The following is a 23,011-nucleotide window of genomic DNA, read 5'->3' on the forward strand; positions in this document are numbered from 1 at the left end:
ACTGCTGCAACTTTCGTTGCTTTGGTCACTTCATCAGACATTGAAAATCAAAAATTGTTTTTTGATGCTCGATGCTGCGAGTGCCCACACAGATTGCTTGATTCAAATTGTTAAAGAGCGACGCAGCTTTTGGCTGCTGCGGGAGTGGCATTCTACTCAACCGCCTTCTCGAGTCAAGCCTTATTTTGACAGGCTTTTCGAGGTTACCGACTTAGGCTTTGCATTGCCGCTTGCCGTGTCGATGGAGGCGCATTATAGGGAGTGAGTTCGTTCTGGCAAGCAGATAATTGCAAAAAGATGGCTTTCATCATTCAACCGCTCACAAAGCCACCAAAAAGCATTTAAAACCAGCAAAATCAGCCCACGGTGGGGACTGCTACGGCAAAATCATGCAGATTGTCATAGATGGCATCGGCCAGCTCGACACCAGCATCCGTTACCGGCTTGCCCGTTCTGACCATGATCTTGTGACCAACCCCGGCATTGATGGCAGCTTTTAGATCGGAAGGCTTGTCACCCACCATATAAGAGCGGCTCATATCGATGTTCAGTTCTTGCTTGGCAAGCAGCAACATTCCCGGTTCTGGTTTGCGGCAGTCACAGGGAGCACCATGCTCCGGATGATGCGGGCAGAAGTAGATACCATCGAGATCCACGTCGCGATCGGCCAATGACCAATCCATCCACTCGGTCAGATTCATGAAATCATCTTCGCTGAAATAACCGCGGGCGATACCAGACTGGTTGGTGACAACGACCAGCAGATACCCTTTCTTCTTCATCAGCTGCAGGGCTTCGATGACCCCGGGCAAAAAGTGGAAGTCATCTACCTTGCTGACATAACCGGTGTCTTCGTTGATGACACCATCACGATCCAGAAAAATGGCTGGTTTGCTCACAGAAACGACCTCTATCAATGATTTCGCAAAGTATCTCACAGGCCATTTAAAGCCCCAAAAGTAAAAGGGGTGGCCGAAGCCACCCCTTTCATGTGCGTATTTAAAGTATCGATTAAGCGATAACTTTAGCTACAACACCAGCACCTACGGTACGGCCACCTTCACGGATGGCGAAACGTAGGCCGTCGTCCATCGCGATCGGCGCAATCAGGGTAACAACCATCTTGATGTTGTCGCCAGGCATGACCATCTCTACGCCTTCCGGCAGCTCGATGGTACCGGTCACGTCGGTAGTACGGAAGTAGAACTGCGGACGGTAGCCCTTGAAGAACGGGGTGTGACGACCACCTTCTTCCTTGGACAGCACGTACACTTCGGATTCGAACTTGGTGTGCGGCTTGATGGTGCCCGGCTTGGCCAGTACCTGACCACGCTCTACGTCTTCACGCTTCACGCCACGCAGCAGCGCGCCAACGTTCTCACCTGCACGACCTTCGTCCAGCAGTTTGCGGAACATTTCAACGCCGGTACAGGTGGTCTTGGTGGTATCTTTGATACCAACGATTTCCACTTCTTCACCAACCTTGACGATACCGCGCTCTACACGACCGGTTACTACGGTACCACGGCCTGCGATGGAGAACACGTCTTCGATAGGCATCAGGAACGGCTGGTCAATGGCACGCTCCGGCTCCGGAATGTAGGTGTCCAGGTGGCCAGCCAGTTCCAGGATCTTCTCTTCCCACTGAGCTTCGCCTTCCAGCGCTTTCAGTGCGGAACCACGGACTACCGGCAGGTCATCACCCGGGAAGTCGTACTCGGACAGCAGTTCGCGAACTTCCATCTCGACCAGTTCCAGCAGCTCTTCGTCATCTACCATGTCGCACTTGTTCATGAACACGATGATGTACGGAACGCCTACCTGACGACCCAGCAGGATGTGTTCACGAGTCTGCGGCATCGGGCCGTCAGTCGCTGCTACTACCAGGATTGCGCCGTCCATCTGGGCAGCACCGGTGATCATGTTTTTAACGTAGTCGGCGTGACCCGGGCAATCTACGTGAGCGTAGTGGCGGGTAGCAGTGTCGTATTCTACGTGGGAGGTGTTGATGGTGATACCACGCTCACGCTCTTCCGGCGCCTTGTCGATCTGGTCGAAGGCGAAAGCTTTACCACCGAAGTGCTTGGCCAGCACGTTGGTGATGGCGGCGGTCAGGGTGGTTTTACCGTGGTCAACGTGGCCGATGGTGCCGACGTTTACGTGCGGTTTATTACGCTCAAATTTTTCTTTAGACACGACGTAGTCCTTCTAGGTTAAACCCGCCTACCGTCGTAGGCGGGGAATCTTAAATTACTTGGATTTGCGCTCTTCGATCACGGCCTGGGCGACGTTGGTCGGGGCATCGTGATACTTGGCGAATTCCATGGCGTAAGAAGCACGACCCTGGGTAGCAGAACGCAGGGAGGTGGCGTAACCGAACATTTCGGCCAGCGGCACCAGCGCACGTACGATCTTGCCGGACGGGCCATCTTCCATGCCTTCGATCAGGCCGCGACGACGGTTCAGGTCACCGATCACGTCGCCCATGTAGTCTTCCGGAGTCTCGACTTCGACCTTCATGATCGGTTCGAGCAGTACCGGGTTGGCCTTCATGAAGCCAGCCTTGAACGCCAGAGAAGCAGCGATCTTGAACGCCAGTTCGGAAGAGTCGACATCGTGGTAGGAACCGAAGTGCAGACGCACACCCAGATCCATTACCGGATAGCCTGCCAGCGGGCCGGACTTCAGCTGCTCGCGGATACCCTTGTCAACACCCGGGATGAATTCGCCCGGAATCACGCCACCCTTGATGTCGTTGACGAATTCGTAGGCTTTGCCTTCTTCCAGCGGGTACATGTCGATAACGACGTGACCGTACTGACCACGACCACCGGACTGCTTGGCATGCTTGCCTTCGATGTCCTTGACGGTGTTGCGGATGGTTTCACGGTAGGCAACCTGCGGCTTACCTACGTTGGCTTCTACCTTGAACTCGCGACGCATACGGTCAACGATGATGTCCAGGTGCAGCTCACCCATACCGGCGATGATGGTTTGACCAGATTCTTCGTCGGTCCATACGCGGAAGGACGGATCTTCCTGAGCCAGACGGCCCAGAGCCAGACCCATCTTCTCCTGGTCAGCCTTGGATTTCGGCTCAACGGCGATGGAGATTACCGGCTCCGGGAATTCCATACGCTCCAGGATGATCGGTGCGCTTTCGTCACACAGGGTATCACCGGTGGTGACGTCCTTCAGGCCGATGGCAGCAGCGATGTCGCCTGCGCGAACTTCTTTGATCTCTTCACGCTTGTTGGCATGCATCTGAACGATACGGCCGAAACGCTCGCGCTTCTCTTTAACGGAGTTCAGCACGGAGTCACCGGAGTTGACCACACCGGAGTAAACACGGAAGAAGGTCAGGTTGCCCACGAACGGGTCGGTAGCAATCTTGAATGCCAGAGCAGAGAACGGCTCGTCATCGGAAGCGTGACGCTCGTCCTTGGTCTCGCCATCCAGCTTCAGACCGTCGATAGCAGCAACGTCGGTCGGAGCCGGCAGGTACTCGACCACGGCATCCAGCATGGCCTGTACGCCCTTGTTCTTGAACGCGGAACCACAGGTAACCAGGATGATTTCGTTGTTCAGAACACGCTGACGCAGAGCTTTCTTGATCTCTTCTTCAGTCAGTTCTTCACCACCCAGGTATTTTTCCATCAGGTCTTCAGACGCTTCAGCAGCGGCTTCAACCAGATTCATGCGCATTTCTTGCGCCTGTTCCAGCAGCTCGGCCGGGACGTCTTCGTAGTCGAAGGATACGCCCTGGTCAGCTTCGCTCCAGTTGATGGCTTTCATCTTGACCAGGTCGATAACGCCCTTGAAGTTCTCTTCGGAACCGATGTTCAGTTGCAGAGGAACCGGGTTACCTTTCAGACGGGTCTTGATGTGCTCAACGCAGCGCAGGAAGTTGGCACCGGTACGGTCCATCTTGTTGACGAACGCGATACGGGGAACCTTGTACTTGTTAGCCTGACGCCATACGGTTTCAGACTGGGGCTGTACGCCACCTACGGCACAGTACACCATCACGGCGCCATCCAGAACACGCATGGAACGCTCTACTTCGATAGTAAAGTCAACGTGGCCCGGGGTATCGATGATGTTGATACGGTGCGGTTGGAACTGTTTACCCATACCGGACCAGAAAGCGGTGGTCGCGGCGGAGGTGATGGTGATACCACGCTCTTGTTCCTGTTCCATCCAGTCCATGGTGGCGGCGCCATCGTGAACTTCACCGATCTTGTGACTTACACCGGTGTAAAACAGAACGCGCTCGGTAGTAGTAGTCTTACCGGCGTCGATGTGAGCGGAGATACCGATATTACGATAACGCTCAATGGGGGTTGTACGAGCCATTGTCATCCTCTTACTAGGGCGCTTGTCCCCAGATAATTAAAGGTGCGCAGAGTCAGAAGACCCTGCGCAAGCGGATTACCAGCGGAAGTGAGCGAAGGCCTTGTTCGCTTCAGCCATACGGTGAACGTCTTCACGTTTCTTGACAGACGAACCCTTATTGTCAGCGGCATCCAGCAGCTCGCCAGCCAAACGCTGAGCCATTGATTTTTCACCACGTTTACGAGCGGCATCAACCAACCAGCGCATTGCCAGAGCATTGCGACGTACCGGACGAACTTCTACCGGCACCTGATAGGTTGCACCACCGACGCGACGAGATTTAACCTCGACCGCCGGACGAATGTTGTCCAGAGCGACTTCGAACAGGGCCAGGTGCTCTTTGCCAGATTTGGTGGCAATGATGTCCAGGGCGCCATATACGATGGCTTCTGCAACAGATTTCTTACCGTCAACCATTACTACGTTGACAAATTTAGCCAGCAGCTCTGATCCGAACTTGGGATCCGGCAGGATTTTACGCTGACCAACAACACGACGTCTTGGCATTTCAAATTCTCCGTAACTTCAGGGGTTACCCAAAACTAGAAAGTTATCTAACTAGAAACGAATTAACGTTTGGCCTTACTTAACGGAGAACCATTAAGCTTTCGGACGCTTCACGCCGTACTTGGAGCGAGCCTGCTTACGGTCTTTAACACCGGCACAGTCCAACGCACCACGAACGGTGTGATAACGAACACCTGGCAAGTCTTTTACACGACCGCCACGGATCAGAACAACAGAGTGCTCTTGCAGGTTGTGACCTTCACCACCGATGTAGGAGGTGACTTCGAAGCCGTTGGTCAGACGTACACGGCATACTTTACGCAGTGCAGAGTTAGGCTTCTTCGGGGTGGTGGTGTATACACGGGTGCATACGCCACGCTTCTGAGGGCACGCTTCCAGCGCCGGCACGTTGCTTTTCACAACGAGCTTGATGCGTGGCTTGCGAACCAACTGGTTAATAGTTGCCATCAAAAGGCTCCTGATAATGACTTCATAAACGTGTGAAAAATCCTCCCCGCAGATACGGGGACGCGAAATTTTATGCCCTGTTGTCTGGGGAGTCAAGATTTATACAATTTGCACACCGAAATGGCAAATGACAGTCGAATGACATTATGCTAAGCAACTGAGATAAAAAGGAAAAACCAAACCTAAGCGCCCCAGGTCTGCGGTGATCCGTGCTCGGCGATCAACCTGATCAAACCCGGCATATCGAGTTCCATACCCATCCCGGGTGACAAACCTCTCGCTTGCAGGTCTTCCTTCATGACGTACAGGGGGACCTCTGCCAAGCGCTCGCACCAACCGGGGGCAGCAGCCGCCATCACGGCATCCTGCATCAACACCACCAGATCCCCTTCCATGCGGTAACGCAACGCCAACTCGAGATCCTGGCTCATGAAGGGAGAGTTCAATATCAGCTGTATCACGGGCACCTCAGAAGCAGATGTGGGTGGTGAAACCCGCCCAGCTACGGCGAATTTCCGCAGGAGAGAGCGGAATAACTGGGATTAGCAGATCCGCCGCCGTCAGTCCTCGCTCAGCCAGTGACACCGCACAGACATAGATCTCCTCGATGTCATACAGTTCCAGCATCTTGAATGTCGGGGCGTAGTGACGCTGCAATATGGCATGTGGTGATTGCTCCCTCACCAGTTGCATCACGCCATCCCCCACCAGAAAGAGTGCCAGGGACTCCGTCAATGCAGAGGTGGCCAGCAGAGCATCCAGCCCCTCCCGACCACTCGCCGAACCATGGGGACCACGCCGTGAGATAAACGCTATTCTGGTCATTTTGTCCCCCTAGAACTGAACGAAGCGATCAGCGGTCAGTGCGGCTTCCGCCAACTGACCGAGCCCGCTCAGGCAGAATGGTGCTTCCAGATTGAAATGCTCCCGTCCCATTCCCTTGGCCTCCTGCTCATCCAGCACGCCACGGCGCATGGCCGCAGCCACACACACATCGATGCGGATGCCCTGCTGGATGGCCAACTCGCGCCACAACGCCACCAGGTCGGTCTCATCGCTGGCTGGCGTATGGAGGCCATTGGCATTGCACACCCCCTCCTGATAGAAGAAGAGGTGGGACAAGCGGTGTCCCTGCTCGACCAGACTCAGGGCAAAACGATAGGCCGTGCTGGCCGTCTGGGTGCCATAGGCGGGCCCGGTGACCAGCAGAGCAAAATTCAGACTCATGATCGCACTCCTGCACAGCGGTGCATCCATTCTACCTCATAGACGCAAAAGCCCCTCCTGGGAGGGGCTTTTCCAATGAAACAGGCTCAGACGTAAGCGATGGCTTCGACTTCGACCAGCACATCCTTGGGCAGACGAGCGACCTCCACGCAGGAACGTGCCGGAGCAGATTCGCCAAAGTAGCGGGCATACACCTGGTTGAAGGCCACGAAGTTGTTCATGTCACTCAGGAAGCAGGTGGTCTTCAGCACCTTGCTGGTATCGGCCCCTGCGGCTTTCAAGACTGCGACCAGATTCTTCATCACCTGCTCTGCCTGAGCCTCGATGCCACCGGCAACGATGTCCATGGTGGCCGGATCGAGCGGGATCTGCCCGGAGGTAAAGACCAGCTCACCCAGCTTGGTAGCCTGGACATAAGGGCCAATTGCGGCAGGCGCCTTGTCGGTTGCAATCACTTCTTTAGCCATTGTTATCTATCCCCTATCTATGGCGCTTACTCGCTCTCTTCTTCACCCTGCTTGCGCTGTCGGATGTAGAGATACACGGTATGTTTGGAAATATTCAGCTTGTCGGCGACCAGGTTGATCGAATCCTTGATATCAAATATGCCCTTCTCGAACAACTGGGTCACGATAAAACGGTTCTTGGCATTGTTGGCCACGGAGGGATCACGATTGATCTCGTCGATGGTGTTGTCCACCGTCTGGGCAACCAGCTCTTCGACGCTGTTGGCGAAGGTTTCCGGTGATTGCCGCTCCACCTGCTGTGGTGTCGGGAAGAATTCGGCCACGAACTCGTGGAAAGGCGCATTGATGTGCAAATTGATGCAGATAAGGCCGATCACCTGCTTGTCGCGGTTACGGATGGCGATGGTGCTCGACTTCATCAAGGCACCGGTCCGACTGCGGGCAAAATAACTCTGGGTGTGATCCTGACCCGTGCTCTCGATGTCCTTGAGCATCCGCAGGGCGAGATCGGTGATCGGCGCCCCCAGAGTTCGACCCGTATTGAAACCATTCGCGATTTGGATCACGGACTCATGCAGATTTTCCAGGGAGTGGAGCACCACCTCGCAGTGCTTGCCGAACAGATCGGCCAGGCCTTCGATAAGGCCCCCATATGAACGCAACAGCTCCCTGTCTTCGTCTGTAAAAGCGCGACCGCTCAGTTGCTCTTCGGGAAGCAGTACTTCCTCGATACCGACAGCCATGTTCTACCCCTGTAATACCCATTCAACTTTCCCGAGTTTTCAGTTGCGACGGGGCAATGTCAACTTTTTTTGATTTTTTGCTCTATAACCTTGCACTGGATCATCCCCCTGCCCCAGCCCAGTGCACGCTGGGCGCCGGATGGGAAATAAAAAAAGGGCCCCTAGAAGGGGCCCTTTTCAAGCACTGCAGCGGAAGATTACTCTTCGTCAAAACTGCCGGCTGCGTTGAGCAGATCCGCCAGGTTTTGCTGAGCTTCATCGGCAGTCACCTGCGGCACACCGACAGCACGGGCTGCGGCGGCACGCTGGTTGATCCGGCTGTGGTGGTAGGCAAAGCCGGTACCCGCCGGGATCAGACGACCCACGATCACGTTCTCTTTCAGGCCGCGCAGTTCATCGCGCTTGCCACCCACGGCCGCTTCGGTCAGCACGCGGGTGGTTTCCTGGAAGGAAGCCGCGGAGATGAAGGACTCGGTGCTCAGAGACGCCTTGGTAATACCCATCAGAATATGACGGTAGGTAGCCGGGGTCTTCCCTTCGGCAACCAGTTTACGGTTGGCAATCTTCACACGGGCCACTTCAACCTGTTCACCTTCGATCAGGTCGGTGTCGCCAGCGCTCAGGATCTCGCACTTGCGAAGCATCTGACGCACGATGACTTCGATGTGCTTGTCGTTGATCTTAACGCCTTGCAGACGGTAAACGTCCTGCACTTCGTTGGCGATGTAGTTGGCGACCGGGCTGATACCGCGCAGACGCAGGATATCGTGAGCAGACTCGGGACCGTCCGCCAGCACTTCACCCTTCTCAACTTTTTCACCTTCGAACACGTTGAGGTGACGCCATTTCGGAATCATCTCTTCATAGATCTCGCCACCATCGGTCGGGGTGATGACCAGACGACGTTTGCCCTTGGTCTCTTTCCCGAAGGAGATGGTACCGGAGATCTCGGCCAGGATGGCCGGCTCTTTCGGCTGACGTGCTTCGAACAGATCCGCAACGCGCGGCAGACCACCGGTGATGTCCTTGGTACCACTGGACTCTTGGGGGATACGCGCAACCGCGTCACCCACGCCCACGTTGGCACCATCTTCCAGGTTCACGATCGCCTTGCCCGGCAGGAAGTACTGGGCGGGAACGTCGGTGCCCGGGATCATCACATCCTTGCCATTCAGGTCGACCAGTTTCACGGTCGGACGCATCTCTTTACCGGCGCTCGGACGCTCGTTGACATCCAGCACGACGATGGAAGAGAGACCGGTCAGCTCGTCGGTCTGACGAGTGATGGTCACACCGTCGATCATGTGTTCGAAGTGCAGGCGACCCGCCACTTCGGTGATGATCGGGTGGGTGTGCGGGTCCCAGTTCGCGACGGTATCACCGGCGTTCACCGCTTCGCCATCCTTCACTTCCAGCACGGAACCGTAAGGCAGCTTGTGGCTTTCCTTGGTACGGCCCATCTCGTCCATGATGGTCAGCTCGGTAGAACGGGAGGTGATAACCAGCTTGTCAGAGTTGTTCAGAACGAACTTGGCGTTCTGCAACTTGATGCTACCGGTGTTCTTCACCTGGATGCTGCTCTCGGCAGCCGCTCGGGACGCGGCACCACCGATGTGGAAGGTACGCATCGTCAGCTGGGTACCCGGTTCACCGATGGACTGAGCGGCGATAACACCGACAGCCTCACCCTTGTTAACCAGGTGACCACGGGCCAGATCACGGCCGTAGCAGTGAGCACAGTTACCGAAGTCGGTCTCACAGGTGATGGCAGAACGTACCTTCACGCGGTCGACGGAGTTGCGCTCCAGCAGGTCACACAGCTGCTCGTCGAGCAGGGTGTTGCGCGCTACCAGCACTTCATCCTCGGTACCCGGCTTGATCACGTCTTCGGCCACCACACGACCCAACACGCGCTCACGCAGCGGCTCGACCACGTCGCCACCCTCGATCAGCGGAGTCATCCACAGACCGTCGGTAGTGCCGCAATCGTCCTCGGTGATCACCATGTCCTGGGCCACGTCAACCAGACGACGGGTCAGGTAACCGGAGTTCGCTGTCTTCAGTGCGGTATCCGCCAGACCTTTACGAGCACCGTGAGTGGAGATGAAGTACTGCAGTACGTTCAGACCTTCACGGAAGTTCGCCACGATCGGCGTCTCGATGATGGAGCCATCCGGCTTCGCCATCAGGCCACGCATACCGGCCAGCTGACGGATCTGGGCGGCGGAGCCCCGCGCACCAGAGTCGGCCATCATGAAGATACTGTTGAAGGAGGCTTGCTCTTCCTCATCGCCCAGGGAGTTGACGTTACGCTCCTTGGAAAGGTTGTCCATCATGGCCTTGGAGACGCGATCGTTCGCGCTGGCCCAGATATCGATAACCTTGTTGTAACGTTCGCCCGCGGTCACCAGACCGGACAGGAACTGGTCCTGGATCTCGGCAACTTCGGCTTCTGCAGCAGCGATGATGTCTTTCTTGGCATCCGGGATGACCATGTCATCGATACCAACAGAGGCACCGGACAGGGCCGCGTAGTGGAAACCGGTATACATCAGCTGGTCAGCGAAGATGACGGTATCCTTCAGGCCCTGCTTGCGATAGCAGGTGTTCAGCAGACGGGAGATGAGCTTTTTGCCCAGCGCCTTGTTGGAGACGCACTTGATCCAGTTCTGCGGGTTGGCGTCCAGGTCAGCCTGCTCTGCAGCAGTCAGTACCTTGGGCTCGTCGATCAGCGCGTATTCCATGCCTTTGGGCAGGATCAGGCTCAGGATCGCACGACCAACGGTGGTGTTCTTCATCTCGGTCTTGGCAACTAGCTCACCGGCTTCGTTCTTCACGTACTCGGTGATGCGGCACTTGACGCGAGCATGCAGGTCGGCCAGACCGGCACGGTAGACCTTCTCGGCCTCTTTAGGACCGGACAGCACCATACCTTCGCCTTTGGCGTTGATACGGGCACGGGTCATGTAGTACAGACCCAAGACCACGTCCTGGGAAGGAACGATGATCGGCTCACCGGAGGCAGGCGACAGGATGTTGTTGGTGGACATCATCAGGGCGCGCGCTTCCAGCTGGGCTTCCAGGGTCAGCGGTACGTGGACCGCCATCTGGTCACCGTCGAAGTCCGCGTTATAGGCGGCACAAACGAGCGGGTGCAGCTGGATGGCCTTCCCTTCGATCAGGGTCGGTTCAAACGCCTGGATACCCAGACGGTGCAGGGTCGGTGCACGGTTCAGCAGAACCGGGTGTTCGCGGATCACTTCGTCCAGGATGTCCCAGACGACGGCTTCTTCGCGCTCCACCATCTTCTTGGCGGCCTTGATCGTGGTCGCCAGACCGCGGGATTCCAGCTTGCCGTAGATGAAGGGCTTGAACAGCTCAAGTGCCATCTTCTTCGGCAGACCGCACTGATGCAGACGCAGGGTCGGACCTACGGTGATAACGGAACGACCAGAGTAGTCGACACGCTTACCCAGCAGGTTCTGACGGAAACGACCTTGCTTACCCTTGATCATGTCGGCCAGGGATTTCAGCGGGCGCTTGTTGGAACCGGTGATGGCACGACCACGACGGCCGTTGTCCAGCAGGGCATCCACGGACTCTTGCAGCATGCGCTTTTCGTTGCGCACGATGATGTCCGGCGCAGCCAGGTCCAGCAGACGCTTCAAGCGGTTGTTACGGTTGATCACGCGACGGTACAGATCGTTCAGATCGGAGGTCGCGAAACGGCCGCCGTCCAGCGGTACCAGCGGACGCAGGTCCGGCGGCAGCACGGGCAGCACTGTCATGATCATCCACTCCGGCTTGTTGCCGGATTGCAGGAAGGCTTCCATCAGCTTCAGACGCTTGGTGGTCTTCTTGCGCTTGGTCTCGGAGTTGGTCTGATCCAGCTCCTCACGCATGGCTTTGACTTCGCCTTCCAGATCGATGGCGCGCAGCAGAGCCAGAATGGCCTCGGCACCCATCTTGGCGTCGAATTCGTCGCCCCACTCTTCCAGTGCGTCCAGATAGTTCTCTTCGGACAGCATCTGGCTGCGCTCGAGGTTGGTCATGCCGGGTTCGATCACTACATAGGATTCGAAATACAGCACGCGCTCGATGTCACGCAGGGTCATGTCCAGCAGCAGACCGATACGGGACGGCAGGGACTTCAGGAACCAGATGTGGGCAGTCGGGCTGGCCAGCTCGATGTGGCCCATGCGCTCACGACGGACCTTGGTCTGGGTCACTTCTACACCGCACTTCTCGCAGATCACACCACGGTGTTTCAGGCGCTTGTACTTGCCGCACAGACACTCGTAGTCCTTCACCGGTCCGAAGATACGGGCGCAGAACAGACCATCACGCTCCGGCTTGAAAGTCCGGTAGTTGATGGTCTCAGGCTTTTTGACCTCACCGAATGACCAGGAGCGGATCATGTCAGGAGAGGCCAGACCGATCTTGATACTGTCAAACTCTTCGGTCTTGGTCTGAGCCTTCAAAAACTTGAGTAAGTCTTTCACGTGTTTCCCCTGTCAGGAGTCTAACCTCGGCGCCCCGGCTGCCGAAACAGCGGGGCGCCCACGTCAATTCTCGAACAATAAGAGCGAGCTCTTACTCTTCGTCCAGCTCGATGTTGATACCCAGAGAGCGGATTTCCTTCAGCAATACGTTGAAGGATTCGGGCATGCCCGGCTCCATACGGTGGTCGCCATCCACGATGTTCTTGTACATCTTGGTACGGCCGTTCACATCGTCAGACTTGACGGTCAGCATTTCCTGCAGGGTATATGCCGCACCGTAAGCCTCCAGGGCCCACACTTCCATCTCACCGAACCGCTGACCACCGAACTGCGCCTTACCACCCAGCGGCTGCTGGGTAACCAGGCTGTAGGAACCGGTAGAACGCGCGTGCATCTTGTCGTCTACCAGGTGGTTCAGCTTCAGCATGTACATGTAACCCACGGTGACCTTGCGCTCGAAGGCGTTACCGGTACGACCGTCGAACAGGGAGATCTGACCGGATTCCGGCAGATCGGCCAGCTTCAGCAAGGCTTTGATTTCACGCTCTTTGGCACCATCAAAGACAGGTGTAGCCACCGGCAGACCCTTACGCAGGTTACCCACCAGGGTACGCACGTCGTCGTCAGACAGTTCGGCAATGTTCACTTGCTGGGAGTCCTTTTCGCCCAGGTCATAAACCTGTTGCAGGAACTCGCGCATCTCGTGCAGCTCGCGCTGTTCTTTGATCATGCGGTCGATCTTCTCGCCGATGCCCTTGGCCGCGAGGCCCAGGTGCACTTCGAGGATCTGACCGATGTTCATACGAGACGGTACACCCAGCGGGTTCAGTACGATGTCGACCGGACGGCCGTACTCGTCATGAGGCATATCCTCGACCGGACAGATCTTGGAGATAACACCCTTGTTACCGTGACGGCCCGCCATCTTGTCACCCGGCTGGATGCGACGCTTGACGGCCAGATAGACCTTGACGATCTTCAGTACGCCCGGCGCCAGGTCATCGCCCTGGATGATCTTGCGACGCTTGTTCTCGAATTTCTTGTCGAACTCGGCCTTCAGCTCAACGTGCTGTTCAGCGATCTGCTCCAGCTCGATTTGCTTGGCTTCATCTTCGATGGCCAGCTCAAACCACTTGGAACGATCGAGCTTGTTCAGACGATCTTCGCTGTAACCGGCGGCCAGCAGCAGGTTGCGGGAACGGCCGAAAATGCCGTCTTCCAGGATCTTGAACTCTTCGGTCAAGTCCTTCTTCGCTTCCTTCAACTGCATCTCTTCGATTTCTTTGGCGCGCTTGTCTTTTTCCACGCCATCGCGGGTAAAGACCTGCACGTCAACCACGGTACCGTACACACCGTTCGGTACACGCAGGGAGGAGTCCTTCACGTCGGACGCCTTCTCACCGAAGATGGCGCGCAGCAGCTTCTCTTCCGGGGTCAGCTGGGTTTCACCTTTCGGAGTCACCTTGCCGACCAGGATATCGCCGCCCTTCACTTCTGCACCCACGTAGACGATGCCGGACTCGTCCAGCTTGGACAGAGCGGCTTCACCCACGTTCGGGATGTCAGCAGTGATCTCTTCCGGACCCAGCTTGGTGTCACGGGAGATACAGGCCAGTTCCTGGATGTGGATGGTGGTCAGGCGATCTTCCTGAACAACACGCTCGTTCACCAGGATCGAGTCTTCGAAGTTGTAACCGTTCCACGGCATGAACGCGACGCGCAGGTTCTGACCCAACGCCAGTTCACCGAGATCGGTGGACGGGCCGTCTGCCAGTACATCGCCCGCCATCACCGGCTCACCCAACATCACGCACGGACGCTGGTTGATACAGGTGTTCTGGTTGGAACGGGTGTATTTGGTCAGGCTGTAGATGTCGATGCCGGCTTCGCCAGGCAGCAGCTCATCTTCGTTGACCTTGATAACGATACGGGAGGCATCGACATAGTCGATCATGCCGCCACGCTTGGCCACTACGGTCACACCGGAGTCAACGGCCACTGCGCGTTCCATACCGGTACCAACCAGCGGCTTGTCAGCGCGCAGGGTCGGTACAGCCTGACGTTGCATGTTTGAACCCATCAATGCGCGGTTCGCGTCATCGTGTTCCAGGAACGGGATCAGGGCCGCTGCCACAGAGACGATCTGTTGCGGGCTCACGTCCATGTACTGGATCTGGTCGGCGTTCATAAAGGTGGATTCACCTTTGTGACGGCACGGGATCAATTCATCTTTCAGACGGCCATCTTCGGTGGTCGCGGCGTTGGCCTGTGCGATCACGTACTTGCCTTCTTCAATCGCAGACAGGTAATCCACTTCGTCGGTGATCACACCGTCGATCACCTTGCGGTACGGGGTCTCGAGGAAACCGTACTCGTTGGTGCGGGAATACACGGACAGCGAGTTGATCAGACCGATGTTCGGACCTTCCGGCGTTTCGATGGGGCACAGACGACCGTAGTGGGTCGGGTGTACGTCTCGAACTTCGAAACCGGCACGCTCACGGGTCAGACCGCCCGGGCCCAGCGCGGAGATACGGCGCTTGTGGGTCACTTCGGACAGCGGGTTGTTCTGGTCCATGAACTGGGACAGCTGGCTGGAACCGAAGAACTCTTTGACCGCGGCGGAGATCGGCTTGGCGTTGATCAGATCCTGCGGCATCAGGGTGTCCAGATCGCCCAGAGACAGGCGCTCCTTCACCGCACGCTCGACACGGACCAGACCGACACGGAACTGGTTCTCGGCCATTTCACCGACGGAACGAATACGACGGTTACCCAGGTGGTCGATATCGTCCACTTCGTCGTTACCGTTACGGATGTCGATCAGGCGCTTCATGACCTCGACGATATCGTCTTTGGTCAGCACGCCAACGCCGGTCTCGTCTTCACGACCCAGACGGCGGTTGAACTTCATCCGACCTACGGTAGACAGGTCGTAACGCTCGGAAGAGAAGAACAGGTTCTCGAACAGCTGCTCGGCCGCTTCACGAGTGGGCGGCTCGCCCGGACGCATCATGCGATAGATCTCGACCAGGGCTTCCAGGCGGCTGGAGCTGGAGTCGATACGCAGGGTCTCGGACATGTAGGCACCGTGATCCAGTTCGTTGGTGAACAGAACCTCGAAGTGCTTGAAGCCGGCTTGGGACAGGTTGGCAACCGCTTCCAGGCTCAGCGCCTGGTTGGCAGTGACAACCATCTCACCAGTCTGCGGGTGCGCGTAGTTCTTGGCTGCAACTTTGCCAACAACATACTCTACCGGCACCTCGATCTGGGTGATGCCGTCTTTTTCCAGCTGACGGATGTGACGGGCAGTGACACGACGACCGGTTTCAACCACCACGGCGCCATTGGCAATGATGTCGAAGGTCGCGGTCTCGCCACGCAGGCGCTCGGGCACCAGATCCATCATCAACTTGCCATCCTTGACCTCGAAACCGATGGTCTCGAAGAAGGTGGCCAGGATTTCTTCGGAACTGAAGTCCAGGGCGCGCAGAATAATGGAGGCCGGCAGTTTGCGACGACGGTCGATACGGACAAACAGGTTGTCTTTCGCATCGAACTCGAAGTCCAGCCAGGAGCCACGGTAGGGGATAACGCGGGCGTTATACAGTACCTTACCGGATGAATGTGTTTTGCCTTTATCGTGGTCGAAGAAGACGCCCGGGCTGCGGTGCAGCTGGGAGACGATAACCCGTTCGGTACCATTGATGACAAAGGTGCCGTTCTCGGTCATGAGCGGAATCTCGCCCATGTATACTTCTTGTTCCTTGATATCTTTGACGGTGCCGGCAGCTGCTTCACGGTCGTACAGAACCATACGAAGCTTGACACGCAGCGGCGCGGAGTAGGTCACTCCACGGATCTGGCATTCTTTTACGTCAAATACCGGCTCACCCAGGCGATAGCTGACATACTGAAGCTCAGCACTACCGGAGTAACTGGTGATCGGGAAAACGCTACGGAAGGCGGCTTCTAGGCCGTACTCACCTTCCGGGTCAGCCTCGATGAACTGCTTGAAGGAGTCCAGCTGAATGGACAACAGATAAGGCGTGTCCAGTACCTGGTCTCGCTTACCGAAGTCCTTACGTATGCGTTTTTTTTCGGTATAAGAGTAAACCATAGGGTTCCTCAGCTCGCTGATAAGTGACCCACTCTGTCCCCACGGGACAGCTCTGTCTCAACACCGTTTTGTGTTGGCCCGGACGATGAGGCGGTCCGGATTGCTGGTGCACCGAGAGTCGTGAACGGTGTGAAATACTCTCAGTCTACAGCGCAAAAAGGCTGGTGAATAAAGATTCACCAGCCTTAGCCTGTTTTATCAGGCTAATCTACATAAATGCAGATTATTTGATCTCAACAGAAGCACCGGCAGCTTCCAGCTCTTTCTTCAGAGCTTCAGCTTCGTCCTTGGACACGGCTTCTTTCAGATTGGTCGGAGCAGCTTCTACCAGGTCCTTGGCTTCTTTCAGGCCCAGACCGGTAGCGCCACGAACGGCCTTGATGACGGCAACTTTGTTGGCGCCAGCAGCAGTCAGAACTACGTCGAACTCGGTCTTCTCTTCTACTGCTTCAGCAGCAGCCGGGCCGGCCATGACGGCAGCAGCGGCAGAAACACCGAACTTCTCTTCCATAGCTTCGATCAGCTCAACAACTTCCATTACGGACATGGAAGCAACGGCTTCGATGATTTGGTCTTTAGTGATAGACATGACAAAAATTCCTGATGTTGAATAAACTCAAACAGCCTAGATAGGCGAGAATCAAGCAGCAGCTTGTTTCTGGTCGCGAACAGCAGCGATAGTACGAACCAGCTTGCCAGCAGAGGCTTCCTTCATGGTAGCCATCAACTTCGCAATTGCTTCTTCGTAAGTCGGCAGCGTGGCCAGACGATCAATTTGTGCTGCGGCGATAAACTCACCGTTAAAAGCGCCAGCCTTGATTTCGAACTTTTGGTTCGCTTTGGCAAACTCTTTGAACAGACGAGCGGCAGCGCCCGGGTGTTCGTTAGAGAAAGCAATCAAGGTAGGACCGGTAAATGCGTCGTTCAGGCACTCGTATTCGGTACCTTCTACCGCGCGACGCAGCAGGGTGTTACGCACAACGCGCATGTACACACCAGCTTCACGAGCGGTCTTACGCAGGACGGTCATCTTGTCTACAGTGACGCCGCGAGAATCGGCTACAACTGCAGAAAGAGCGCCTTTGGCAGCTTCGTTGACTTCAGCAACAATTGCCTTTTTGTCTTCGAGTCCCAATGCCATTGGCTTAACTCCTGGATTGAATCCGGGTCTGTTGACCCAGTACTGACACATCCCCCCTACCTTTACAACAGAGGGGAACGATGCGGTAGCAGGATTCCAGAAGAGAAAGAATCTTTCTCGCTGGGTTTCCGGCACCGTCTACGCAGGAAGAATTAAGGCTTTGCGGCCTCCTGCGGTCTTGGACGGAGGTCGAAACCCCCAACCAATCAAGGCGCAAAATTATAGATTAAATTTTGCGCCTTGTAAAACCCATCAATTAGGCCTGAGCTTCCAGGGAAGCTTGGTCTACGGCAACACCGGCACCCATGGTGGTGGAGATGCTGACTTTCTTGATGAATACACCCTTGGCGGAGGACGGCTTGGCCTTCTTCAAGGCAACCAGCAGCGCTTCCAGGTTTTCTTTCAGCTGAACTTCGTTGAAAGAGACCTTGCCCAGAGTGGTATGAATGATACCGTTCTTATCGTTACGGTAACGAACCTGACCAGCCTTGGCGTTCTTGACGGCTTCGGCTACGTTCGGAGTGACGGTACCCACTTTCGGGTTAGGCATCAGACCGCGCGGGCCCAGGATTTGACCCAGTTGACCAACAACACGCATGGCATCCGGGGATGCGATGACGACGTCGAAGTTCATCTCGCCTTTCTTGACCAGCTCGGCCAGGTCGTCCATACCAACCAGTTCAGCACCGGCAGCCTTGGCGGCTTCGGCATTGGCACCCTGGGTGAACACGGCGACACGGATGTCACGACCGGTACCGTGAGGCAGTACAGTTGCACCACGTACGTTCTGGTCGGATTTACGAGCATCGATACCCAGGTTAACGGCAACGTCAACGCTTTCAACGAACTTGGCGGTAGCCAGTTCTTTCAGCAGGGCAATGGCTTCGTTGATGGAGTACTCTTTGGTACCGTCAACTTTTTCGCGAATAACGCGCATACGCTTGGACAGTTTAGCCATTGTCTTACTCCTCCACTACCAGGCCCATGGAACGAGCGGAACCGGCGATGCAACGTACTTTTGCATCCAGATCGGCACCAGTCATATCCGGCTCTTTGGTCTTGGCGATTTCTTGCAGCTGAGCCACAGTCACCTTACCAACCTTGTCTTTGTTCGGCTTGGCGGAACCAGACTGGATACCAGCGGCTTTCTTCAGCAGGAAGGAAGCGGGCGGAGTCTTGGTTTCGAAGGTGAAGGAACGGTCGCTGTAAACGGTGATCACGACCGGTGTCGGAGAACCTTTTTCCAGCTTTTCTGTACGGGCGTTGAATGCCTTACAGAATTCCATGATGTTCACACCGTGCTGACCCAGAGCAGGACCAACGGGAGGGCTGGGGTTAGCACTGCCAGCCTTAACTTGCAGCTTGATATAAGCTGTGACTTTCTTAGCCATTACAAAAATACCTCAAAAATGGGTTCTAACGCCTCGGAGACATGCTCCTGCAAACGGCTCCCCAACAAATAAAGGGGCAGCGAATTATAGAGATAATCGCTGCCCCTGACAACCGTTAAACGTACAGAGATTAATCAGCCTTTTTCGACCTGACCAAAATCCAGTTCTACCGGCGTTGAGCGGCCGAAGATCAGTACGGAGACCTTCACGCGGCTCTTTTCGTAGTCCACCTCTTCAACGGTACCGTTGAAGTCGGCGAACGGACCATCGGCAACCCGGACCATCTCACCCGGTTCAAACAGGGTTTTCGGACGCGGCTTGTCGTGGGCATCTTGCAGACGATTGAGGATGGCATCCGCTTCCTTATCGGAGATAGGAGCAGGGCGATCGGAGGTACCGCCGATGAAACCCATTACACGTGGTACATTGCGTACCAGGTGCCATGTGGTTTCATCCATCACCATCTGGACCAGGACGTATCCCGGGAAAAATTTGCGCTCACTCTTGCGCTTCTGGCCAGCACGCATCTCGACCACTTCTTCGGTCGGGACCAGCACTTCACCAAACAGCTCTTCCATGCCATGCATCTTGATATGTTCACGCAGGGATTTGGCAACACGGCCTTCATAGCCGGAAAATGCCTGCACGACATACCATCTCATACGCTGTTCACGTTGTTCAGTCATGGCTTATCCTTACACACCGGTAATCAGGTTGACCAACCAGACCAAGGCGCCGTCCAACACGAACAGCAGCAGCCCCATCACGGCAGTCACCGCCAGCACAATCAGGGTTGTCTGAATGGCTTCCTGACGGGTCGGCCATACGACCTTGCGGACTTCCAGGCGAGACTCACGGGCAAACGCCAGTGTTGCCTTGCCCTTGGTGGTTTGCAGGGCCACTGCACCGGCAGCGGCGATGACAACGACCACACCCAGGGCGCGGACAGCAGCAATAACGTCGCTCAGCAGGTAATTGCCCACTACAGCGGCCGCCAGGATGATGAAAACCAGGCCCCAAAGCAGGGTATCCTTGCTTCCGCCCTGACCCTCAGAACTAACACTCATACAACCCACCTGTATCTGACGTAACCAAAGACACAAAAGCCCCGTACGAGACGAGGTATATGGCAGGGGCGGCAGGACTCGAACCCGCAACCATCGGTTTTGGAGACCGCTGTTCTACCAATTCGAACTACGCCCCTGCATAAGAAAGCCCCTATTATAGGGGCTTTGCTTTATTTATGTAAGCCAAGATTAAGCGATAACTTTGGCTACAACACCAGCACCTACGGTACGGCCACCTTCACGGATGGCGAAACGCAGGCCGTCGTCCATCGCGATCGGCGCAATCAGGGTAACAACCATCTTGATGTTGTCGCCCGGCATTACCATCTCTACGCCTTCCGGCAGTTCGATGGTACCGGTCACGTCGGTAGTACGGAAGTAGAACTGCGGACGGTAGCCCTTGAAGAACGGGGTATGACGACCACCTTCTTCTTTGGACAGCACGTACACTTCAGATTCAAACTTGGTGTGCGGCTTGATGGTGCCCGGCTTGGCCAGTACCTGACCACGCTCTACGTCTTCACGCTTCACGCCACGCAGCAGTGCGCCAACGTTCTCACCTGCACGACCTTCGTCCAGCAGTTTGCGGAACATTTCAACGCCGGTACAGGTGGTCTTGGTGGTATCTTTGATACCAACGATTTCCACTTCTTCACCAACCTTGACGATACCGCGCTCTACACGACCGGTAACTACGGTACCACGGCCTGCGATGGAGAAGACGTCTTCGATAGGCATCAGGAACGGCTGGTCAATGGCACGCTCCGGCTCCGGAATGTAGGTGTCCAGGTGGCCAGCCAGTTCCAGGATCTTCTCTTCCCACTGAGCTTCGCCTTCCAGCGCTTTCAGTGCGGAACCACGGACTACCGGCAGGTCATCACCCGGGAAGTCGTACTCGGACAGCAGTTCGCGAACTTCCATCTCGACCAGTTCCAGCAGCTCTTCGTCATCTACCATGTCGCACTTGTTCATGAACACGATGATGTACGGAACGCCTACCTGACGACCCAGCAGGATGTGCTCACGAGTCTGCGGCATCGGGCCGTCAGTCGCTGCTACTACCAGGATTGCGCCGTCCATCTGGGCAGCACCGGTGATCATGTTTTTAACGTAGTCGGCGTGACCCGGGCAATCTACGTGAGCGTAGTGGCGGGTAGCAGTGTCGTATTCTACGTGGGAGGTGTTGATGGTGATACCACGCTCACGCTCTTCCGGTGCCTTGTCGATCTGGTCGAAGGCGAAAGCTTTACCACCGAAGTGCTTGGCCAGCACGTTGGTGATGGCGGCGGTCAGGGTGGTTTTACCGTGGTCAACGTGGCCGATGGTACCCACGTTAACGTGCGGTTTATTACGCTCAAATTTTTCTTTAGACATGATCGTCCCTCTAAACTAACGCTGAGTACGCGGTGGCAAGCTAACCACAGAACAGTTTATATGATGGATTTGAATCAAGGGGAGTAGAGAGGTTGGTGCTGACAGGCTGGTTCGATTGCCGAACTCACCCTAAGGTGTGGCTCTCAGAATTACCTGAGCCATATCAGCATCTTGGAGCGGGCAGCGGGAATCGAACCCGCATCATCAGCTTGGAAGGCTGAGGTAATAGCCATTATACGATGCCCGCATTTCTCTAACCCAAAGAACTCAAACCGCAGAGAAATATGGTGGAGGGAGAAGGATTCGAACCTTCGAAGGCAGAGCCGTCAGATTTACAGTCTGATCCCTTTGGCCGCTCGGGAACCCCTCCAGTTGCATAAATGCCACAACGGTAATTCTGCTTGCACCCGTTGTTTTTGTCGCTTTTGCTGGGCAAATAGACGACAGACATCCAAGCGTCGCGCATTTTATGGTAAGGATTTTGGGGATGCAACCATTGCACCTTGCAAAATGTGCATTTATGCCGGGATACAGGCAAAAAAACGCTCCTTCTCCGTCCCGACCGGACGCGTCCCTTGTCGCTCCCGATCCCTTGGTGTATGGTCGCCCTGCCCAAGAAACAGTGATGACACCATGACGACAGAGCATAACCCCTATTTGCAATTCACCCGCGAACAATGGGCGTTATTGCGCGATGCGGTCCCCCTGACCCTGACCGAGCACGATCTGCAGACCCTGCGCGGGATCAACGAGAAGGTGTCATTGCGGGAAGTGGAAGAGATCTATCTGCCCCTCTCCCGTCTCCTCAATCTCTACGTCAAGGCCAAGCAGCGCCGCAGCCGGGTGCTGGAGCAGTTTCTCGGTCAGTCCCGCGGCAAGGGCACCTATATCATCAGTATCGCCGGCAGCGTGGCGGGGGGAAAGAGCACCACGGCCCGTATCCTTCAGGCACTGCTGGAGCGCTGGCCGGAGCACCCCAGGGTGGAGCTGGTCACCACCGACGGCTTCCTGTTTCCCAACAAGGAGCTGGAAGCCCGTGGCCTGATGCGCCGCAAGGGGTTCCCCGAGTCTTATGACATCCGCCATCTGGTGGAGTTTGTCGCCAATATCCGCGCCGGCCACGAGAAGGTCGAGGCCCCCGTTTACTCCCACCTCATCTATGACATCCTGCCCGACGAGAAGAAGGTGGTGGAGCAGCCGGACATCCTGATCCTGGAAGGGCTCAATGTGCTGCAAAGCGGCATGGACTATCCCCAGGACCCTCATCGCGTGTTCGTGTCGGACTTCGTCGACTTTTCCATCTATGTGGATGCCGATGCCGAGCTGCTGCGCACCTGGTACATCGATCGTTTTCTCAAATTCCGCAGCGGCGCCTTCTCGGATCCCGACTCCTATTTCCACCACTACGCCAAGCTGGCCGAGAGCGAGGCGACCGAGATCGCCAACAACATCTGGCAGGATATCAACTACCTGAACCTGCAAGAGAACATCTTGCCGACCCGGGAGCGGGCCAACCTCATCCTCACCAAGGGCAACGAGCACGCCATCGAGCAGATCAAGCTGCGCAAGTGACCACTGTCGCAGTGCATACATGAAAGAGGGGGCCCGC

21 protein-coding genes and 3 tRNA genes are annotated in these 23,011 nt (G+C 56.0%); 2 read left to right on the top strand and 22 right to left on the bottom strand.

Translation table 11 applies throughout. The features are described 5' to 3' along the window. Positions 1 to 265, top strand: a 265-nt coding sequence (locus PG892_RS05675; protein ID WP_270825218.1) for a hypothetical protein, incomplete at its 5' end; no start/stop codon positions are given. Positions 266 to 356: 91 nt separating this feature from the next. On the opposite strand, the gene gmhB is transcribed toward PG892_RS05675, so the two are convergent. The 22 genes from gmhB to PG892_RS05785 form a co-directional block, all read right to left on the bottom strand. Beyond that, entirely contained in the window at positions 357 to 899 is a 543-nt protein-coding gene (gene gmhB, locus PG892_RS05680; RefSeq protein ID WP_168968340.1) for a D-glycero-beta-D-manno-heptose 1,7-bisphosphate 7-phosphatase, read from the bottom strand. Between the two features lie 112 nt (positions 900 to 1,011). Continuing rightward, complete coding sequence (tuf, locus tag PG892_RS05685) at positions 1,012 to 2,196, bottom strand: elongation factor Tu (RefSeq protein WP_005306325.1); 1,185 nt, start codon at positions 2,194 to 2,196, stop codon at positions 1,012 to 1,014. A 54-nt stretch (positions 2,197 to 2,250) separates the two neighbouring features. Further along, positions 2,251 to 4,356, bottom strand: coding sequence for an elongation factor G (gene fusA, locus PG892_RS05690; RefSeq protein WP_010675948.1), 2,106 nt, complete (start codon positions 4,354 to 4,356; stop codon positions 2,251 to 2,253). A gap of 75 nt (positions 4,357 to 4,431) precedes the next feature. Continuing rightward, positions 4,432 to 4,902, bottom strand: a complete 471-nt coding sequence (gene rpsG / locus PG892_RS05695) for a 30S ribosomal protein S7 (protein ID WP_010675949.1) — start codon at positions 4,900 to 4,902, stop codon at positions 4,432 to 4,434. A 93-nt stretch (positions 4,903 to 4,995) separates the two neighbouring features. Continuing rightward, positions 4,996 to 5,370 carry a 30S ribosomal protein S12 gene (gene rpsL / locus PG892_RS05700; RefSeq protein WP_005306278.1) on the bottom strand — a complete coding sequence of 125 codons (375 nt, stop codon included), beginning with the start codon at positions 5,368 to 5,370 and terminating at the stop codon, positions 4,996 to 4,998. 182 nt (positions 5,371 to 5,552) lie between these two features. Continuing rightward, entirely contained in the window at positions 5,553 to 5,831 is a 279-nt protein-coding gene (gene tusB / locus PG892_RS05705) for a sulfurtransferase complex subunit TusB (protein WP_201873115.1), read from the bottom strand. A gap of 7 nt (positions 5,832 to 5,838) precedes the next feature. Then, positions 5,839 to 6,195, bottom strand: coding sequence for a sulfurtransferase complex subunit TusC (tusC, locus tag PG892_RS05710; RefSeq protein ID WP_029314860.1), 357 nt, complete (start codon positions 6,193 to 6,195; stop codon positions 5,839 to 5,841). Between the two features lie 9 nt (positions 6,196 to 6,204). Beyond that, entirely contained in the window at positions 6,205 to 6,597 is a 393-nt protein-coding gene (gene tusD, locus PG892_RS05715; RefSeq protein ID WP_043153907.1) for a sulfurtransferase complex subunit TusD, read from the bottom strand. A gap of 86 nt (positions 6,598 to 6,683) precedes the next feature. Continuing rightward, entirely contained in the window at positions 6,684 to 7,064 is a 381-nt protein-coding gene (locus PG892_RS05720; RefSeq protein WP_010675953.1) for a RidA family protein, read from the bottom strand. 26 nt (positions 7,065 to 7,090) lie between these two features. Beyond that, positions 7,091 to 7,807 carry a helix-turn-helix transcriptional regulator gene (locus PG892_RS05725; protein ID WP_010675954.1) on the bottom strand — a complete coding sequence of 239 codons (717 nt, stop codon included), beginning with the start codon at positions 7,805 to 7,807 and terminating at the stop codon, positions 7,091 to 7,093. Between the two features lie 197 nt (positions 7,808 to 8,004). After that, positions 8,005 to 12,309, bottom strand: a complete 4,305-nt coding sequence (rpoC, locus tag PG892_RS05730; RefSeq protein WP_010675955.1) for a DNA-directed RNA polymerase subunit beta' — start codon at positions 12,307 to 12,309, stop codon at positions 8,005 to 8,007. Positions 12,310 to 12,400: 91 nt separating this feature from the next. Beyond that, on the bottom strand, positions 12,401 to 16,429 hold the full coding sequence (gene rpoB, locus PG892_RS05735; protein ID WP_010675956.1) for a DNA-directed RNA polymerase subunit beta: 4,029 nt from the start codon (positions 16,427 to 16,429) through the stop codon (positions 12,401 to 12,403). A gap of 223 nt (positions 16,430 to 16,652) precedes the next feature. After that, the gene (rplL, locus tag PG892_RS05740; RefSeq protein WP_010675957.1) at positions 16,653 to 17,018 is read right to left on the bottom strand and encodes a 50S ribosomal protein L7/L12; all 366 of its coding nucleotides are present in this window, start codon (positions 17,016 to 17,018) and stop codon (positions 16,653 to 16,655) included. Positions 17,019 to 17,069: 51 nt separating this feature from the next. Next, positions 17,070 to 17,570 carry a 50S ribosomal protein L10 gene (gene rplJ / locus PG892_RS05745; protein ID WP_005339895.1) on the bottom strand — a complete coding sequence of 167 codons (501 nt, stop codon included), beginning with the start codon at positions 17,568 to 17,570 and terminating at the stop codon, positions 17,070 to 17,072. A 256-nt stretch (positions 17,571 to 17,826) separates the two neighbouring features. Continuing rightward, on the bottom strand, positions 17,827 to 18,528 hold the full coding sequence (gene rplA, locus PG892_RS05750) for a 50S ribosomal protein L1 (RefSeq protein WP_010675958.1): 702 nt from the start codon (positions 18,526 to 18,528) through the stop codon (positions 17,827 to 17,829). Positions 18,529 to 18,532: 4 nt separating this feature from the next. Then, the gene (rplK, locus tag PG892_RS05755) at positions 18,533 to 18,961 is read right to left on the bottom strand and encodes a 50S ribosomal protein L11 (RefSeq protein ID WP_005306313.1); all 429 of its coding nucleotides are present in this window, start codon (positions 18,959 to 18,961) and stop codon (positions 18,533 to 18,535) included. 134 nt (positions 18,962 to 19,095) lie between these two features. After that, positions 19,096 to 19,647, bottom strand: coding sequence for a transcription termination/antitermination protein NusG (gene nusG / locus PG892_RS05760; RefSeq protein WP_010675959.1), 552 nt, complete (start codon positions 19,645 to 19,647; stop codon positions 19,096 to 19,098). A 9-nt stretch (positions 19,648 to 19,656) separates the two neighbouring features. Then, positions 19,657 to 20,028 (bottom strand): preprotein translocase subunit SecE, encoded by a 372-nt coding sequence (secE, locus tag PG892_RS05765; RefSeq protein WP_010675960.1) that lies wholly within the window; start codon positions 20,026 to 20,028, stop codon positions 19,657 to 19,659. Between the two features lie 60 nt (positions 20,029 to 20,088). Further along, positions 20,089 to 20,165 (bottom strand) — tRNA-Trp (locus PG892_RS05770). A 52-nt stretch (positions 20,166 to 20,217) separates the two neighbouring features. After that, entirely contained in the window at positions 20,218 to 21,402 is a 1,185-nt protein-coding gene (gene tuf, locus PG892_RS05775; protein ID WP_005306325.1) for an elongation factor Tu, read from the bottom strand. A 172-nt stretch (positions 21,403 to 21,574) separates the two neighbouring features. Further along, positions 21,575 to 21,649, bottom strand: a tRNA-Gly gene (locus PG892_RS05780). A 38-nt stretch (positions 21,650 to 21,687) separates the two neighbouring features. Next, positions 21,688 to 21,772, bottom strand: a tRNA-Tyr gene (locus tag PG892_RS05785). A gap of 263 nt (positions 21,773 to 22,035) precedes the next feature. Here PG892_RS05785 and coaA point away from each other — a divergent pair. Next, positions 22,036 to 22,974, top strand: coding sequence for a type I pantothenate kinase (coaA, locus tag PG892_RS05790; RefSeq protein ID WP_029314861.1), 939 nt, complete (start codon positions 22,036 to 22,038; stop codon positions 22,972 to 22,974). Positions 22,975 to 23,011: the final 37 nt, after the last annotated feature.

The organism is Aeromonas sp. QDB68, from assembly GCF_027707405.1.
Classification (GTDB): domain Bacteria; phylum Pseudomonadota; class Gammaproteobacteria; order Enterobacterales; family Aeromonadaceae; genus Aeromonas; species Aeromonas caviae.